15 protein-coding genes and 1 other RNA gene are annotated in these 16160 nt (G+C 47.9%); 8 read left to right on the top strand and 8 right to left on the bottom strand.

The genetic code is table 11. The features are described from left to right. The first annotated feature begins 4 nt into the window (after window positions 1-4). The 5 genes from ACEW8F_RS02780 to ACEW8F_RS02760 all read left to right on the top strand — a co-directional run bounded on the left by ACEW8F_RS02780 (window position 5) and on the right by ACEW8F_RS02760 (window position 5499). On the top strand, window positions 5-598 hold the full coding sequence (locus tag ACEW8F_RS02780) for a chromate transporter (protein WP_373481952.1): 594 nt from the start codon (window positions 5-7) through the stop codon (window positions 596-598). Beyond that, a complete protein-coding gene (locus tag ACEW8F_RS02775) occupies window positions 598-1179 on the top strand; it encodes a chromate transporter (RefSeq protein WP_373481951.1) in 582 nt (193 codons plus the stop codon). The genes ACEW8F_RS02780 and ACEW8F_RS02775 overlap by 1 nt, the downstream gene beginning before the upstream one ends. A 206-nt stretch (window positions 1180-1385) precedes the next feature. Further along, the gene (locus ACEW8F_RS02770; protein WP_373481950.1) at window positions 1386-2294 is read left to right on the top strand and encodes an FMN-binding protein; all 909 of its coding nucleotides are present in this window, start codon (window positions 1386-1388) and stop codon (window positions 2292-2294) included. Between the two features lie 263 nt (window positions 2295-2557). Next, window positions 2558-4828 carry a glucose PTS transporter subunit IIA gene (locus ACEW8F_RS02765; RefSeq protein ID WP_373481949.1) on the top strand — a complete coding sequence of 757 codons (2271 nt, stop codon included), beginning with the start codon at window positions 2558-2560 and terminating at the stop codon, window positions 4826-4828. Between the two features lie 167 nt (window positions 4829-4995). Further along, window positions 4996-5499: a GNAT family N-acetyltransferase gene (locus tag ACEW8F_RS02760; protein WP_373481948.1), complete on the top strand. Its 504-nt coding sequence runs from the start codon at window positions 4996-4998 to the stop codon at window positions 5497-5499. Between the two features lie 61 nt (window positions 5500-5560). On the opposite strand, the gene ACEW8F_RS02755 is transcribed toward ACEW8F_RS02760, so the two are convergent. The 7 genes from ACEW8F_RS02755 to ACEW8F_RS02725 are packed head-to-tail and all read right to left on the bottom strand — an operon-like array spanning window position 5561 to window position 12271. Beyond that, on the bottom strand, window positions 5561-5773 hold the full coding sequence (locus ACEW8F_RS02755; RefSeq protein ID WP_373481947.1) for an ATP-binding protein: 213 nt from the start codon (window positions 5771-5773) through the stop codon (window positions 5561-5563). Then, entirely contained in the window at window positions 5766-7766 is a 2001-nt protein-coding gene (locus ACEW8F_RS02750; protein ID WP_373481946.1) for an aldehyde ferredoxin oxidoreductase family protein, read from the bottom strand. Before ACEW8F_RS02750 ends, ACEW8F_RS02755 begins: the two co-directional genes overlap by 8 nt. Before the next feature lie 12 nt (window positions 7767-7778). Then, complete coding sequence (locus tag ACEW8F_RS02745) at window positions 7779-7952, bottom strand: MoaD/ThiS family protein (RefSeq protein ID WP_373481945.1); 174 nt, start codon at window positions 7950-7952, stop codon at window positions 7779-7781. 59 nt (window positions 7953-8011) lie between these two features. Beyond that, window positions 8012-9247 (bottom strand): iron-containing alcohol dehydrogenase, encoded by a 1236-nt coding sequence (locus tag ACEW8F_RS02740; RefSeq protein WP_373481944.1) that lies wholly within the window; start codon window positions 9245-9247, stop codon window positions 8012-8014. A 30-nt stretch (window positions 9248-9277) separates the two neighbouring features. Then, window positions 9278-9712 (bottom strand): desulfoferrodoxin family protein, encoded by a 435-nt coding sequence (locus ACEW8F_RS02735; RefSeq protein ID WP_373481943.1) that lies wholly within the window; start codon window positions 9710-9712, stop codon window positions 9278-9280. Between the two features lie 29 nt (window positions 9713-9741). Continuing rightward, window positions 9742-10593 carry a 2-oxoacid:ferredoxin oxidoreductase subunit beta gene (locus ACEW8F_RS02730; protein WP_373481942.1) on the bottom strand — a complete coding sequence of 284 codons (852 nt, stop codon included), beginning with the start codon at window positions 10591-10593 and terminating at the stop codon, window positions 9742-9744. Between the two features lies 1 nt (window position 10594). Continuing rightward, window positions 10595-12271 carry a 2-oxoacid:acceptor oxidoreductase subunit alpha gene (locus tag ACEW8F_RS02725; RefSeq protein ID WP_373481941.1) on the bottom strand — a complete coding sequence of 559 codons (1677 nt, stop codon included), beginning with the start codon at window positions 12269-12271 and terminating at the stop codon, window positions 10595-10597. Between the two features lie 138 nt (window positions 12272-12409). Here ACEW8F_RS02725 and ffs point away from each other — a divergent pair. Further along, an RNA gene (gene ffs / locus ACEW8F_RS02720) (signal recognition particle sRNA large type) lies at window positions 12410-12675 on the top strand. A 211-nt stretch (window positions 12676-12886) separates the two neighbouring features. Next, complete coding sequence (locus ACEW8F_RS02715) at window positions 12887-14026, top strand: 1-propanol dehydrogenase PduQ (protein ID WP_373481940.1); 1140 nt, start codon at window positions 12887-12889, stop codon at window positions 14024-14026. 105 nt (window positions 14027-14131) lie between these two features. Here ACEW8F_RS02715 and ACEW8F_RS02710 read toward each other — a convergent pair whose 3' ends face one another. After that, a complete protein-coding gene (locus tag ACEW8F_RS02710) occupies window positions 14132-14992 on the bottom strand; it encodes a LysR family transcriptional regulator (protein ID WP_373481939.1) in 861 nt (286 codons plus the stop codon). Between the two features lie 121 nt (window positions 14993-15113). On the opposite strand from ACEW8F_RS02710, the gene ACEW8F_RS02705 reads away from it, so the two are divergent. After that, window positions 15114-15884, top strand: a complete 771-nt coding sequence (locus ACEW8F_RS02705; RefSeq protein ID WP_373481938.1) for a methyltransferase domain-containing protein — start codon at window positions 15114-15116, stop codon at window positions 15882-15884. The last annotated feature ends 276 nt before the right edge of the window (window positions 15885-16160 follow it).

The following is a 16160-nucleotide window of genomic DNA, read 5'->3' as shown; positions in this document are numbered from 1 at the left end:
AGAATTGGAATCGACAACGAGTCAAAAGGAAAAGCTGTTAACCGTCTTTATTACTTTTTTTAAGATCGGTCTGTTCACCTTTGGTGGTGGCTATGCGATGATCCCGCTGATTGAATATGAAACCGTGGAACGGCATCACTGGATAAAAAGCAAGGATATTTTAGATATCTTTGCCATTGCCGAAGCGACCCCCGGGGTGATTGCCATCAACACAGCGACCTTTGTCGGTTATAAGGTGGCTGGATTTTGGGGCTCACTGTTGGCCACTCTGGGGGTGGTGATCCCCTCATTGACGATCATCAGTTTAATTGCCCTGTTTTTCCAGGAGTTTCAAAGCCTGGAATGGGTAGCCTATGCCTTTAGAGGGGTCCGGGCCGGCGTCATTGTGTTGATTCTGGGGGCTGTGGTTAAAATGGGCAAAAAGGGAGAGTATACGCCATTGACAGTGCTGATTTTAATCCTGGCTTTTGGGCTGGCGTCATTTACCGACATCAATGTCATTTATCTGCTGGTGGGCGGTGCGGTGACGGGTCTTTTCTATCAGCTCTGGTTGAATCGAAAAATTGCGAACAAAGCAAAAACCGGGGAGGATAAATAATGTATCTGGAGCTGTTTATCACCTTTTTTAAAATTGGTTTATTTACCATCGGCGGTGGCTACGCTATGATTCCGCTGATCCAGCAGGAAGTGGTGGCCCATGGCTGGCTGACCCTGTTGGAATTGACGGATTTTATTGCCGTAGCCGAGTCCACCCCCGGGCCCTTTGCGGTGAATATTGCCACCTTTGTGGGTATGGAAATGGGGGGCTTTCCGGGGGCCCTGGTGACAACCACGGCAGTGGTGCTGCCCTCATTTGTCATTATTCTTTTTATTGCCAAGGCGTTTACCAATTTTCAGCAGAATAAATGGGTTCAGGGAGCTCTTTATGGCATGCGGCCGGTGGTGATTGGTCTAATTGCCGCGGCGGTACTGTTGCTGATGTCCACCGGATTTATTGGCGAGGGGGTCGAAATCCACTCGGCCAGTGATTTTTTTGCCAGCCTCCAATATCTGGAAATAATTATTTTCGTCATTGGCGTCTTTGTCTATTTCCGGTTTAAATTGCATCCGATCAAATTAATCTTAATCTCTGCCGGACTGGGGATGTTGTTTTTTGGTGTATTGCCGATGTTTGTTTAATGGCTAGGATCTATTGTTTGGCAATAGGTCTTATTTTATTTGAAAAAATTCAAATAAACGAATTTATTTTTAAGAAGCTGGCTTAAATAATGATTAAAGGGATCGGTCTATTCACAGAATCATCACAAAAACATGATATACTTATTTATATGACACAAAGATGTCATAATTCTCTGCTATGATAAGAAAAAAAGGAGGAACTGAAGATGACCGTTATCATTAATGTATTAACTGCCTGGTTAAGCGTCATTTTTGCCGTTTTACTGGCAATCATATATTTATTACGAATCGTTAATAAGGGACAAAGAAAAAATAAATTCATCGCCAAAATTAATCGAAATCTGAGAAATTCACATAAAACAATGGGAATCGCTTTTGTGATCACCGCTTGTATCCATGGGTTCTTTTCATCGGGAGCTATTCTGTCATTTAACTTTGGGACCCTGTGTATGGTAATGGGGGTGCTGTTAGGATTAACTTATATGCTCAGAAAATTGTTGCCCGGAAAGTGCACCTGGATCAAACCGCATCGCTGGTTAACCGTGGTGCTGATTGTCTTTCTGGGGATACACCTTTGGGAAGTTGGCGGGATTATGGGCCCCGAGCTCTTTTTTAAATGTTCATTGAGGGAAGTGGAGACTTCGGTGGCAAAATTGTATGGAACCGAAACGGTGATCGCAACAGCCGCGAAGGATCAAACCGAGCCCGTAACGACTGAAAATGCCGGCACCGCTCCGGCTGAAAGCTCATCAACGATGACGACGGATACAACAGTAACCGATACGGTGGTGACCAAGGCCAATCTGTTTTTGGGCAGTGTTGATTTGAAGGATGGCACCTATACCGGGGTGGCCGAAGGTTACGGACCGGAGCTGACGGTCTGTGTCACGGTGGCCGGAAATGTGATTACTGATGTTCTGGTAGTTTCCCACAACGAAAATAATGTAAAATATTATGGCAAGGCCATTGATGCGGTACCAGCCGCCATTATCGCCGCCCAGACACCAGTGGTTGATACAATTTCGGGAGCAACCTATACCTCAAACGGGATCATGCAGGCGGTCATCAATGCCCTGGCCCCGGCGGTGATTTCGGGAACCCTGCCCAGCTTGTAGAATTTAGCTCGCCTTATTTAACGAGGGTTCTGGAAAAGGGTAAAATCAAGAGAGCATTTTTTACACGATTGAACGTATTTTTAATGATGTTATCGAATGACTGGACATCCACCCCCCTTAGATTTGCTGCGAAGTCAAATTGAGTGGGGGGTGGTGTCTTTTTTTGGGGTAAAAAAAACTTCTTCAATATTTTGAAAGAAATGGGGTAATACTGTTATTAAGAAGAAAAAATAAATAATCGAACAAAGAAAGAGGCGATCATTGTGAAGGATAAGATTTTTGGTGTTTTACAGCGGGTGGGACGTTCTTTCATGTTGCCCATTGCGTTATTGCCGGTGGCCGGACTGCTATTGGGGATTGGTGGATCATTTACCAATGTGACCATGCTTGAATCCTACAATCTGATGGGGGTTATGGGTCCAGGAACCATTGCCAATAATGCTTTAAGTATCATGCTGGCGGCTGGGAATATCATCTTTGCCAATCTGCCCGTTATCTTTGCCATGGGGGTAGCCATCGGGATGGCTAAGCAGGAAAAAGCCGTGGCCGCCCTGGCCGGCGTGATTGGATTTCTAGTCATGCATGCGGTGATCGGGGTGCTGATAACCATTACTGGAACCTATACGCCGGAAACCCTGCAAACCGCCAATGATCTGGCCCGGCTGGCTGCCGAGAGCAGCGGCACGGCGATGGTTCCGATTGTGGCCGATAAGCTTTTGCCCAGCGGTTCAATCGCCGCGGTAGTCGGTATTACCTCGCTGCAAATGGGTGTGTTCGGCGGTATTCTGGTTGGTCTGGTAACAGCAGCCCTTCATAACCGCTTCTACAAGGTAGAATTTCCCCCGGTGGTATCATTTTTTGGCGGAACTCGATTTGTCCCTATTATTACTGCCCTGGTCTTTTTATTTATTGGTGGGCTCATGTTCTTTTTGTGGCCATTTATTCAAAATGGTATTTATGCCATCGGTGGTTTGGTTATTGCATCCGGGTATTTTGGTACCTTCATCTATGGCTTTATCGAACGGGCCTTAATTCCCTTTGGGTTGCACCATGTTTTTTATCTGCCGTTCTGGCAAACCGGTCTGGGGGGATCCATGGTCGTCGATGGGGTGTTGGTTGAAGGGGCCCAAAATATCTTTTTTGCCCAATTAGCCAGCCCTGATGTTACCCACTTTTCAGTGGAAGCCACCCGTTTTATGTCGGGGAAATTCCCGTTTATGATTTTTGGATTACCAGGGGCCGCTTTGGCGATGTATAAATGCGCCAAAACCACTAAACAGAAAGCGGTCGGGGGGTTATTGATATCGGCGGCGTTAACCGCCATGATCACCGGAATTACCGAGCCGATTGAATTTACATTTTTATTTGTCGCCCCATTTTTATATATCATCCATTGTATCTTCGCCGGCTTGTCCTATATGTTTATGCATATGCTCAATGTCGGGGTTGGAATGACCTTTTCCGGTGGGATTATTGACCTCACCCTCTTTGGGATTCTCCAGGGCAATGCCAAGACCAACTGGCTCTATATTGTCCTTGTCGGGGCTGGTTACTTTGTTCTCTACTACTTTTTATTTAAGATCTTAATCAATAAATTTAATCTCAAAACTCCAGGTCGGGAGGAAGAAGATGAAGAAACCAAGCTCTATACCCGGGCCGATTATGACAAAGAAAAAAATAAAGGCAAGAATCAGGACGTTGAATCCAGTGATCCCGGATCGGCAATGATTGTCGACGGGTTAGGTGGGAAGACGAACATCAGTGATCTCGATTCATGTGCAACCCGACTGCGGGTGACGGTGCTGGATGGAGAAAAGGTTGATGAAAAAATCCTTAAGCTTTCTGGAGCCATGGGGGTTATCCAACAAGGAAATGGGGTTCAGGTTATTTATGGACCCAAGGTCACGGTCATTAAGTCCAGATTGGATGAATATCTTGAAAGTCCTGAAAGTGATCAGGAAACAGTGGTCCCGCTGGTGGAAAAAGCGCCTGAAAAAGAGACAATAATGGAAACAGAAGAAGCAAAAGAAGTAAAAGAAGCAAAAGAAGCAAAAGAAGCAAAAGAAGATAAAATCAAGACTCGCGAAGTTTTTGCCGCTCCCGTTGATGGTGATGTGCAGAGCATAACCGCAGCACCGGATGATGCCTTCAGCAACAAAATGGTGGGGGATGGGATTGTGATTTTCCCCACTGGGGACACCATCTATGCTCCCTGTGATGCTGATGTGACTCTGGTTTTTCCCACTAAACATGCGATCGGACTAACCAGTGTGAATGGCACCGAAATCCTTATTCATGTCGGGATTGATACGGTTAAACTGGAGGGAAAGGGATTTGATGTTTTTGTCAAAACCGGCGATAAAGTTAAGAAAGGAGATCTGCTGATGAAGGTAGATATGGAATATCTGGCGGATCACGCCCCTTCAACTGCTATCCCGATTGTTGTGACTAATTTAGAAGAAGCTCAAAAGATAATACTGATTAAGAGTGGTGCCATTAAAAGCAGTGAAGATGCCTTTGCCATTGAATCCTGAAACGGCAGTAGACAGACCATTGAATGCCGTCAAATTTGTCGACAATAATGGACAGGTTACAGTGAAATAAATGTGTCAGCTCGCATGTTGCAGTCAGGCCAAAAACCGGCATAAGCCAGGGATCTGGTCTGACATAACATGACTTATATCATACAGGAGGAAGAAAGATGAAATTTGAATTAAGAGATTGGAAACTGGATGATGCGGAAAATATTGTGCGTTATGCCAATAACCCCAAGGTTGCCTGCTTCTTGAGAAACGCTTTTCCATCACCCTACACCTTGGACGATGCCCATATGTTCATTGACCAGTGTATGCACCGCGATCAGACCAAACAGTCGATCAAAGCCATTGTCATTGACAATGAGCCCATTGGTTCGGTGGGATTGATGCTTCAGGACGATGTCAGTTGTAAGACGGCCGAGATGGGATACTGGCTAGGTGAACCGTTCTGGGGCAAAGGGATTATGACAAAAGCCATTATTCAAACCTGTGAATACGGATTTGCCAATTTTGATATCTTCAGAATTTATGCCCGACCCTTTGTGGAAAACATTGGATCCCGAACGGCTCTGGAAAAGGCCGGCTTCCAACTGGAAGGAATCTGCAAGAAAGCCATCTATAAAAAAGGAAAGATAACCGACTATTGTATGTATGCCTTGATTAAGTGAAAGAGAATAATGAAAAAGATGCTGAATGATATAAAAATCATTGAGCATCTTTTTTTGGTAATCACATCATCCGGATCGCTTCCATCGGGCAGGCTTTGGCGCAGCGGGTGCAGCCGTTACAGCGGTAGTACTCATCCAGCACCGGGTAGGCTTTCTGGTAGCGGTCGATATCGGTTTTACGCAGGGCGATGCAGCTCAGTGGGCAATCGCCAGAGCAGATACCGCAGGCCATGCATAGCTCATAATCGATAACGGGTTTTTTCTTATCAGTCATGGGTTGCGCCCTCCATTTCCAGATCGCAGAAGCCCAGATCCTCAAGGGCGGTTTTGGTGGGGATGCCAGTTTTTTTATCCCAGCCCATAAACTGGTAGTGAATACTCATCATTTCATCGATATCAAAACTTTTCCCTTTAAGAGGACCTTCTTTTAAGGGCGGGTGGCCGCTGAGACGTTCATTCATTTTAAAATCCCGGGGGTTGATCCCTTCCCGGACGTTAAAGGCCTGGCGCAGGGTTTGCATCCGCAGACCGATGGTCATGTATTCGTTGGCGGTTTTCTGCCAGCCGGTGGCAGCGTTGAGATAATCAAAAAGCTTAAAGTGATTGAGTCCGCTGACCAGGGCAAAAAAACAGCCGCCGGAGCCATCCAAAATCTGTTTAATACAGACATTAATCATCGATTTAAGGCCGACCTGATTGGTGGCTTCGTATTCGTCGTTCTTATCTTCCCCTAGTTTGACCTTGGGCGCCCAGGTCACATCCTCCCAAATCCGCATATAGGTGTAATAACTGCTGGCGCCGATGGTGTGGCGGCCGGGGGTGGGGTCGCAGCTATAGTGGATGCCGAGGATCGGATCCAGCCGGGGGTCATGCATCCCCGGTTCCTGTCCGCCGGCGTGGATGGCCAGGGGTGCAGATTCAAGACCCAGGATGGCGCTGGCTTTTTTAACCCCGTGCTGGAGAATGGCACCAAAGCCGACTCCGGCAATCATTTGTTCGACTAGGGTGATAATCGCTTCGGCATTGCCCCAGGTGAGATCCAGTCCACCGGTGACCTCCGGGCTGAGCCAGCCTTTTTCGTAACATTCCAGGGCAAAGGCGATGGTATTTCCAGCAGAAATACTGTCCATCCCGCCACGGTTGAGGAGTTCATTAATCAAAAAAATGGAATCCCGGTCTTTATTTAACAGCAGGGGCCCAAAGGCGGCCACAGTTTCGTACTCCGGCTTGTGGGTGTGGGGAAAACGGCCGTTGGAAATGCCGCTGATATCACAGACGCCGCCGCAGCCAATCACGCAGGAATAGCAATGATACTTCTGGGTTTCGTGCTTTTGGATGCGGTCGGGATTCATATGGCGGTACTTGCCATAGGGAAAATCCACCACTGAACCCTTCCAGTTTTTGACCGGGGTATCGCCCATGGTCATGCCCATGGTGTTGGTAAAGCCAGTGCCCCATTTTTTCATGATGGCCGTGGATAACATGCCGTCAATGGGGATGGCCTTATCGGTGGCCACCATCGATTTGCCCAGCATTGGCAGAATTGCTCCGGTGGCTAGCGGGGGAAGATTGGCAGCCTTGACCTTTTTGGCATAATCCTGACTGATGATTTTGATCGCTTCAGGATTGTCGGAGCGGATCATTTTTGAGCCGGCCAGAACCACGGCCTTCAGTTTTTTGGATCCCATCACGGTGCCGACTCCGGATCGTGCAGCCATCCGGCCGCCATCGTTGGAAATCCCGGCGATCAGCGACTGATGCTCGCCGGCCGGGCCGATGGTGGCAATGGCCAGCTTTTTGTTAGCAGTGATTTTATGATTGATGGCGGCTTCGGTTGCCACCGTGTCCAGACCCCAGAGATCCGCGGCGTCCATCAGTTGCGGGCCGCTATTATCAATAAAGAGTATTTTGGGTGTGGGGGCACAACCCTTTAAAAAGATGCCATCATAGCCACATTGCTTGATCGCCGGTGAAAAGGTGCCGCCGCAATTGGCATCGCCGAAGCCGCCGGTGAGGGGCGACTTGCAGACCGCCAGCCAGCGGCCGGTCATAAAACTGCCGGTGCCGGTGAGGAGGCCGCTGACAAAGCCGAGAATATTATCCGGCCCCAAGGGATCGGCCCCCTGGGGCAGATATTTATAGAGGATATAGGCGCCCAGGCCCACCCCGGCAAGAAAATGTTCGTAAATCACATCGGGGATTTCGATTTCGTCAAAGGTGGCATCCGAAAGATCCACCATCAGTATTTTTCCGCAATAGCCTTTCAAAAAAATTACCTCTCATCCTCCAGTAAGGGGGAGAATAAAACTGATCACATCTCCGTCTTTTAACTGGGTATTCAATTTGACCCGCTGGTAGTTCACGTAACAGATCACTAGCGGCTGTAAAACCAGGGAAATTTTCAGCCGCCGATAAACGGTGAACAGCCGGGCCGCGGGGGGTAGCAGCATCATGCCACTCTCATCAAGTTCGGTCAGGCTGGCAAAAGGTGGGGGATAGACCTGAACCCTTATTAAGCCTCGGGTGTTGTTTTTGGACAAAGCAGTGTCAGGATGTCACAGCATTCCTGATAATCCATAATCCGGGGAACCGGGTAGGTAGGGTTTCCTTCTTTGAGAATGCGTTTGGCCAGTTCGGGAATATCCTGGTGCTTCAGGGCATAAATAGTGGTGGGAATACCCATGTTGGCATTCATTGTTTTTATTTTTTTAATCAACAGCTCCGCCAGGGTTTCATCGTCATTCATAGCTTCGCCCAGACCGGCATAAAAAGCCAGTTCCGCCAGTTTTTTCTGGGCGGCCTTTTTTGAAAAGTCAAGAATATAAGGCAAAACAATGGCATTTGCCAAGCCGTGGGGGACCCCGTAAAAACCGCCCATGGCATGGGCGATGGCATGGACATAACCGACATAAGCCCGGGTGAAGGCCAGTCCGGCGTCATAGGAGGCCTGGGCCATTTTTAGCCGGAGCTCAAGGTTCTGGCCATTATGATAGCAGTCTTCCAGATTATTAATAATAATTTCGGTGGCATTCAGGGCTTTTTCTTTGACAAAAGCGGTATCGTATTTTCCGATATAGGATTCCACCGCATGGGTCAGGGCATCCATCCCGGTGGTAGCAGTCAGGGATGGTGGTAGTCCCGCCGTCAGTTCGGGATCGAATACCGTGGCCAGGGGCACCAGTTTGGGATCATTGATGGCAAATTTTTCATGGTTTTTAACGTCGGTGATCACCGCGCAGATGGTCGCCTCAGAACCGGTTCCGGAGGTGGTGGGAATAGCAAAGAACGGCGGCAATCTGTGGGTCAGTTTAAAAAGTCCCCGCATCTTTTCGATGCTTTTGCGGTTGGTGACCTTAGCCGCAATAATTTTGGCACAGTCAATCGGAGAGCCCCCGCCGAAGGCCACCACCCCCTGACAGTTGCTGCTGTAATACAGGGCCAGGCCATCTTCGACATTTTCGAAGGTGGGGTTGGGCTGAACCTTGTCAAAAACAATGGCGTCGATGCCGTTGGTTTCCAGGGCGCATAAGAAAGAATCCAGCAAACCCATGGCATGGAGGGGCTTGTCGGTGACAACCAGAACTTTGGTCACCCCAGAAATCGTGATAACTTCGGGAAACCGCCGGACCATGCCAGGGCCCTGAAGAACCGGGGGAATGGGCAGGGGCAGCACCTGGGCGACTTGTTTCATCACCAGCTGGGAACTACGGTAGGGAATATGTGAAATGATCTTAATTACGCGTTGCATGTTGTAACCTCCAATTTTTTACGGTATTCATTACTCAATACAGCCCTGAGAAAAATCAGGAGAGCAGACAATTTCCTCATAATCCAGTTCGGCGTTGTCAACCATCCAGAGGCCATGGACATCGCAATAGGCGTAAACCCGGATAACATCCAGGGGTTCCACGGTAAAGAAAGCCTCTGGGGCATTTTCCGGGGTCAGCTGGACATATTGTCCGCCAGTTCGGGTCTGGACAAAAATCCAGAGAATTGAGTGATCGGCAGTCATCGGGTGGGGTACGCTGCCGACCTTAACCCGAAGCTGGTGGTTTGTAAAAACAAGCACCGGGACGTGTTTTTCTTTGGCAGCGTCCACCGTATTGGGCGGTAGCAGGGCCTGGGAATGATTGCAGTACTCGGTCAGGGTGCCGTTCAGCTCCAGCAGCACGGAGTTACAATCGTTGCATTGGTAAAATAACTTAGGATCCATAATATTACCTCTTTTCCTACTAATTCGTTTTAGATATAGCTGTTGATTAAGGCCTGAACATCGCTGCAGGGAACGTGTTTATCAACCAGGGGAACAGTGTCAAACAGTTCCGGACGTTTCGCGGCGTAGGTGGGGGCCTGTTCCTGATAGAGGATGCCAATGGGGATGGTGTCGCCGAATTCCATCGCTTTTTCGAGGGCGGCCAGTTTATTGGTGGCATCATAGCTGTCATCCAGGGGTTTAACCCGCTGTTTGTAATAGGCAAAGGTGTTGGTCTTATTAAAGCTGACGCAGGGCTGGAGGATATCCACCAGGGCGTAGCCGGGATGCTTAATTGCCGCGGCCATGATCTGAGCCAGATGGGTTTTGTCGCCGGAAAAGGAACGGGCTACAAAGGTGGCGCCGGCGGCAATGGCAATCAGCAGCGGATTGAAGCTTGCTCCCATGTTGCAGGCGTTGGTTTTATGGGCCAGGTCACAGGGATCCGAGGTGGGTGAGGGCTGCCCCTTAGTCAGACCATAGATCTGATTGTCGTGAACAAAATGGGTGATGTCGACATTGCGGCGGATATTGTGGAGAAAATGATTGCCCCCTTCCCCATAGGAATCGCCGTCGCCGGTATTGACAATCACCGTCAGGTCATCATTGGCAATTTTGATCGCCACCGCTGCCGGCAGGGAACGGCCATGGAGACCGCTGAAGCCATTGGCAGAGATATACTGGTTTGTTTTGGCAGCCTGGCCAATGCCGCCCACCAGAACCACCTGATGGGGCGGTGTTTCCAGCTGGTTTAAAACCCCGGTGAGGGTTTCAATAATAGCGTAATTGCCGCAACCTGGGCACCAGGCTGTTTCAGAGGTGGTGAATGCTGGTTTAGTCATATTAGAAACCTCCCTTAAGATTTTTAATGCCAGTTAAGATATCGTCCACCGATAACTGGCGGCCATCGTATTTGAGAATGCTGTGTTCGCAGTTGATCAGGGTTTCTTCCCGAATCAGCGCCGCCAGCTGGCCGGTGGCATTTTGTTCGACGTTGATTATTTCCACTACCTGACCGGCAAAATGTTGGAGCCGTTCGGTGGGCAGGGGATAGATATCCCCGAACAGCAGGCCGCCGTAATTTTGTTCTTCCTGGTTAAGGATGTCAATGGCTTCTTTAATGGCGCCACTGGTGGAGCCGAAGCCGACCAATAAGGACTGACAGTGATGAGCTCCCCAGAATTCCGGTTCAACCAGTTCTGCTTTCAGCCCTTCCAGCTTGTTCATCCGCTTTTCCACCATCTGATTGCGGATACTGGCGGATTCAGTAATCTGCCCCCATTGATCATGCTCGTCGCTGTCGACCCGTACCAGAGCCTCGGATTTTCCTGGGATGCGCAGCGGCGAGATACCGTTTTCGGTCAGGGCGTAGCGCTGATAGGGGTGATCTGGGGTCAGGGTTGCAGCTTCCGGCTCATTAAAACGGACAATTTCACCGGCATCAAGAATCGGAATGGTGGTGGTGGAATCAGCCAGATATTGATCACTTAAGAGGATCACCGGGAGCTGATATTTTTTTGCCAGCGCCAGGCTCCGGGCCGTCTGATAGAAACAATCGGCATGATCCCGCAGGGCAATGACCATCCGCGGGAATTCCCCCTGGGAGGCGGAGATCACAAATTTGAGATCACTTTGTTCGGTTCGGGTGGGAAAGCCGGTGGCCGGTCCGGGCCGCTGAACATCTACTGCCACCAGCGGAATTTCGGCAATACCGGTAAAGCCCAGGGCTTCCACCATCAGTGAAAAGCCGCCGCCGGAGGTGCCGGTCATGGCAGTGGCTCCGGCATAGGAGGCCCCAATCGCCATGTTGATGGCGGCAATCTCGTCCTCGGCCTGTTCCACGGCGATGGCCATGGTGCTGCTCTGGGCGCTAAAGAAGTCCAGCAGGGTAGTTGATGGAGACATTGGGTAGGCCGAATAAAAACGGATCCCGGCTGCCACGGCACCTAAGCCAATGGCGGTGTTCCCGGATAACAGCAGGTGTTCGGTAGTCTGGGCCAGCGGGAAACCATAACTCGCGTCCACTAAATCATAGCCGCTTTTGATGGCGCTTATGTTGATCTCCACCAGGTCAGCCCGGAGCTCTGACTTGATAATCGTCGCAGCGTGATCAAGGGGAATATTAAAGAGCTTAAGCAGGGCCCCGGTGGCCACACTGCTGACCACTTTGGCGTTGCCAAGCTTGGTGGCGATCGCTTTAAGGGGTAATTTTATGGCCCGGAAATCGTCAATCGGCAATGATTCATCACATAAAATAAAACCATCATAAGTAAGCTGGGGTTGGTGTTCCTGATAAGTTGTCTCATCGATGGCAAAGATCCCATCCAGGGCATCCCGGTGGGCGTGAAGGGGTTGGTTGCCAAAGCGGATCTGGGTAAAATTGTGGCCCCCCCGGACCCGGGACATAAAATCACGGATTGTAAATAGATGACAACCCGATTGTTTCAGCATTTTTTCAAAAAGCGCGGACATTGTTTCGATGCCGTCTCCGGCAGCTCCGCCTAAAAGTATGTTATACATACAGAACCCTCCATTCAAGATAATAGCCAATGATAAACATGGCTCTGTTATTACTTACCCAATTAAAGACATTTTCATCTTTCTTAAAGGATTTATTTTTTCTTGTCAATTATAAATTAATAGGCTATAATAACTAGGTCGTGCTAGACGGAGAGTTAGCGGTGCTTTGTAACCTGCAATCCGCTGTAGCAGGGTTGAATTCCCCATCGAGGCGCCAAAGTTTGAGGTCAGCCAGAGGAAAGTGGCGTTGAGAGTTGGACCCTTCGCAATAGAAACTTATGAACCCCGTCAGGTCAGGAATGAAGCAGCGGTAAGTAAGGCCTTCTATGTGCCGGAGGATCATCTGATTTGAGCTAACTGCCTGTGTAACGCTTGGAAGTTGGTAGTCGAAGTGGGGTGCACGACAAAAAAGTCTATTGAATGCCAAACTGAGTTTGGTATTCAATAGACTTTTTGTGTTGGTGCAAAATTATGATACTTAATGGTCATCATGGAATAAAAATTAGGGATGACCTGTATTTCAATTATTATTCTTGTTATAATAAAAAACGAAAGCGTTTTGAGCATGATTCCGTACTGACGGATAGAATAAACTAAGAATGTGAGGAAAAACCCATGCGATTTTTTCAAGTGAAGCCAGCAATTTATTATGGGGAAGGTTCCCTGAAACAAATTGAGAAACATAATTTCAAAAATGTCTGTATTGCCACTGACCAGGGGATGGTGAAGTTTGGTTTGTTAAAAAAATTAACCGATGAACTGGATGCCAAAGGCGTTACCTATCACGTTTTTGCCGATATTGAGTCCGATCCTTCCACTGAAATTGTGGAAAAAGGACTGATGCATATTATTATGAACAAGCCAGATGCCCTGATTGCCATCGGTGGCGGTTCGGTTATTGATGCGGCCAAGGCGATTATTTTCTATTGCGTTAATTTTAAACGAATCTTTTTTGAAGATCGTTATGTTCATAAACCTTTGTTTATCGCCATTCCAACCACCGCCGGCACCGGCTCGGAGGTTACCGAATATGCTGTTATCACCGATAAACAGAAAAATACCAAAATTCCCTTAACCGATATCCTGATGATGCCAGATGAAGCGATCCTTGATCCCCAGTTGATTGAAAGCGTCCCGGCCGGCGCCACCGCAGCCACTGGCATGGATGTTATGACCCATGCCATCGAAGCCTTTATTTCCACCAATAACAATCCCTTTGCCCGGTGTTATGCCAACAAGGCCGTGGAACTGGTCTTTCGCAGCCTCTATCCCAGTTATGTCAACGGCTCGGATCTAGAAGCTAAAGGCAGTATGCAGATTGCCTCCTGTATGGCCGGAATCGCCTTTAACAGCGCCGGTCTGGGTATTACCCACAGTATTGCCCATGCCTTCGGTGCGATCTTTCATCTGCCCCACGGACTGGCCAATGCCATTGTCCTGCCCTATGTGATCAAATTTAACGGTCAGGACGAAAAGGTTCAGCATCAGTATGCCCGGCTGTTAAGCGGCTCTGGCATCTTAAACGTCTCCGGCAACGTCACCGAAACTCTGTATAACAGCGTGGTCGCTCTCAGTGCTTCATTAAATATCCCGGTTTCGCTCAAGGTTTTCGGAGTTTCCGAAGCAGATTACCTTAGCGCCCGGGAAGAAATGCTGGACAAAGCCATGGCTGATATCTGTACCACCACCAACCCGGTGGCCGTCACCCGGGAAAAAATGAAAGGTGTGATGGATCAGGCCTATTACGGCGTCTAAATAAACAGTTGCAATTAAATTAAGAACTAAGAATTACACCCGCTAGAAGACCATAAAAAGTCTTCAACCGGGTGTTTTTTTGTTTGCGGCTATTTCGAGAACGCATCAAGCCTCAATCAGGGGGATGATGTTAGTCAAAACAAAGGAATCGTCATATTTATAGGTGTAATAGCTTTTGATGGTGGGGGTATTAAAATCCAATAACGGAATTGAGATCAGCGAGTGATCCGCAAGATATTGGGAAATCAGACTTTTGGGTAAAAAACTGTAGCCGATGCCGTCTAATAAAAAGGGGATCAGTTTACTGCTGTTATCAATTTCAAATTTAAATTGATGGTGGGGCGGGAATAATTCGCGGATGAACAGCCCGACTTTCAAAAGGGCAAAATTGCAGAAGAGATAATCAAGTGCGATCAGATCTTTCTGCGCAATGCCACTGGCAAAAGCAGGATTTTTTTTGCCAGTCACCAGAATCAATTCATCTTCTTTAAAGGGCGTACAGATATAGCCGTTTTTGGTAAAAGGAATATAGGTAAAGGCAATGTCGATTAAACCGTCCTGAAGAAATGAAAGCACCTCGAAAGAATGATTGATGACGATTCTGCTGGCGGTATTTAAATCATTGGTTAACACCGAACGGATAATGGGATACAGGTAATTTTCATAAATGGAATTGGTCGTCCCAAAACGAATCAGCTTGCGGCTGAAATCAGGGGCATTGATTTGTTCGATGGCATTTTCCTCGAGCTCCAGGAGTCGCTTGGCATAGCCTAAAAATAATTGCCCCTCGGCAGTTAGGGCAACCTGTTTTTTAGCGCGGACAAACAACTGTTTGCCAAGCGCTTTTTCCAGTTCATTGATCCGGTTGGTGACGGTGGATTGGGCCACAAAAAGCAGTTTTGCGGTCTGGGTAAAATTTTTAGTGGCTGATAGCTGAATAAATGTTTTTAAGTACTGGGTATCCATGAGCTCTCCTGTGATCGTCATTTCGAATTGATAAGATCAATAAGATCTATTTCACAAATTATATAGTATCCGTTATAATAAGACAATCAATTCAAAAAAATTTTTTTGGGGGGACAAAAAGATGGAAGACTGGAATGTAACACTGTATCGTCAATTTGAAAAAGAACGAGCACAACCTTCAGTAGATCTGGTAAACAGAATCGGCAGCGATTCATTAAAACGGATAATTGATATTGGCTGTGGCTCGGGAATGAGTACCCTGCCATTACGAAATCGCTTCACAGCAGCGGAAATTCTGGGTGCCGATTCGTCGCCATCCATGTTAACACAAGCAAGAGAAACACTAAAGGATGTAACCTGGCTGGAACGAGACTGCAGCAAACCGCTAAAGGATTTAGGAAAATTTGATCTGGTTTTTTCGAATGCCGCCCTGCAATGGTTTGAAGATCAGGCAAAAGTGATCAGGAACCTAAGTGAAATTCTGATGCCAGATGGAATCTTGGCGGTTCAGATACCCTATTTCTCGGCCATGACCATAGCCGGATGCATAGCTGAAGCAGTAAAGACTTATGATGCGGAGATTTTCAAGGGCGTTGAAAAAGACTTGTTCCGATCTCATTCGCCAGGATTTTATTATGATGAACTGACAAACCATTTTTCAAAGATCGAATTATGGCAAACCAATTATTTTCATCTTATGAATACCCATGAAGACATTTTACAATTCTGTATGAGTACCGGGCTAAGACCCTATGCAAATCGATTTGCGGAGTCACAGAAACCGGAATTCTATAAAAAAGTATTGTATGAAATTAAAAAAGGGTATAATGTTCAGAAAGACGGTAAGATTTTATTTGAGTTCAAGCGGATTTTTTTCATTGCGACAAAATAGTGCTGGCTATATACAGATCGGAGCCTTTATTTCCAGTTTGATGACGATGAGCGACTGGCCCGCAAGATCAATCAATAAGCCAGCGCGGCGCGGCGGCATAAAAAAAGACACCCATTCATTAAGAAGGGTGTCTTTTTATGGTGCGCCCGGCATGGGCGCAATCTAACGGGTGAAAGTCCCGAGCACGGGTAGGTAGTGCCAAGTGCATAGCTTAAGGCAAGGGTGTCCCCGGCGACGGGGAATCTGAAGGAAGCCGGCGGCAAACTTCCGGTCTGA

It is taken from the genome of Acetobacterium sp., assembly GCF_041752335.1.
Taxonomy (GTDB): domain Bacteria; phylum Bacillota; class Clostridia; order Eubacteriales; family Eubacteriaceae; genus Acetobacterium.
The sequence above is the reverse complement of the archived record's forward strand: the minus strand, read 5'-3'. Positions and strand labels throughout refer to the sequence as shown.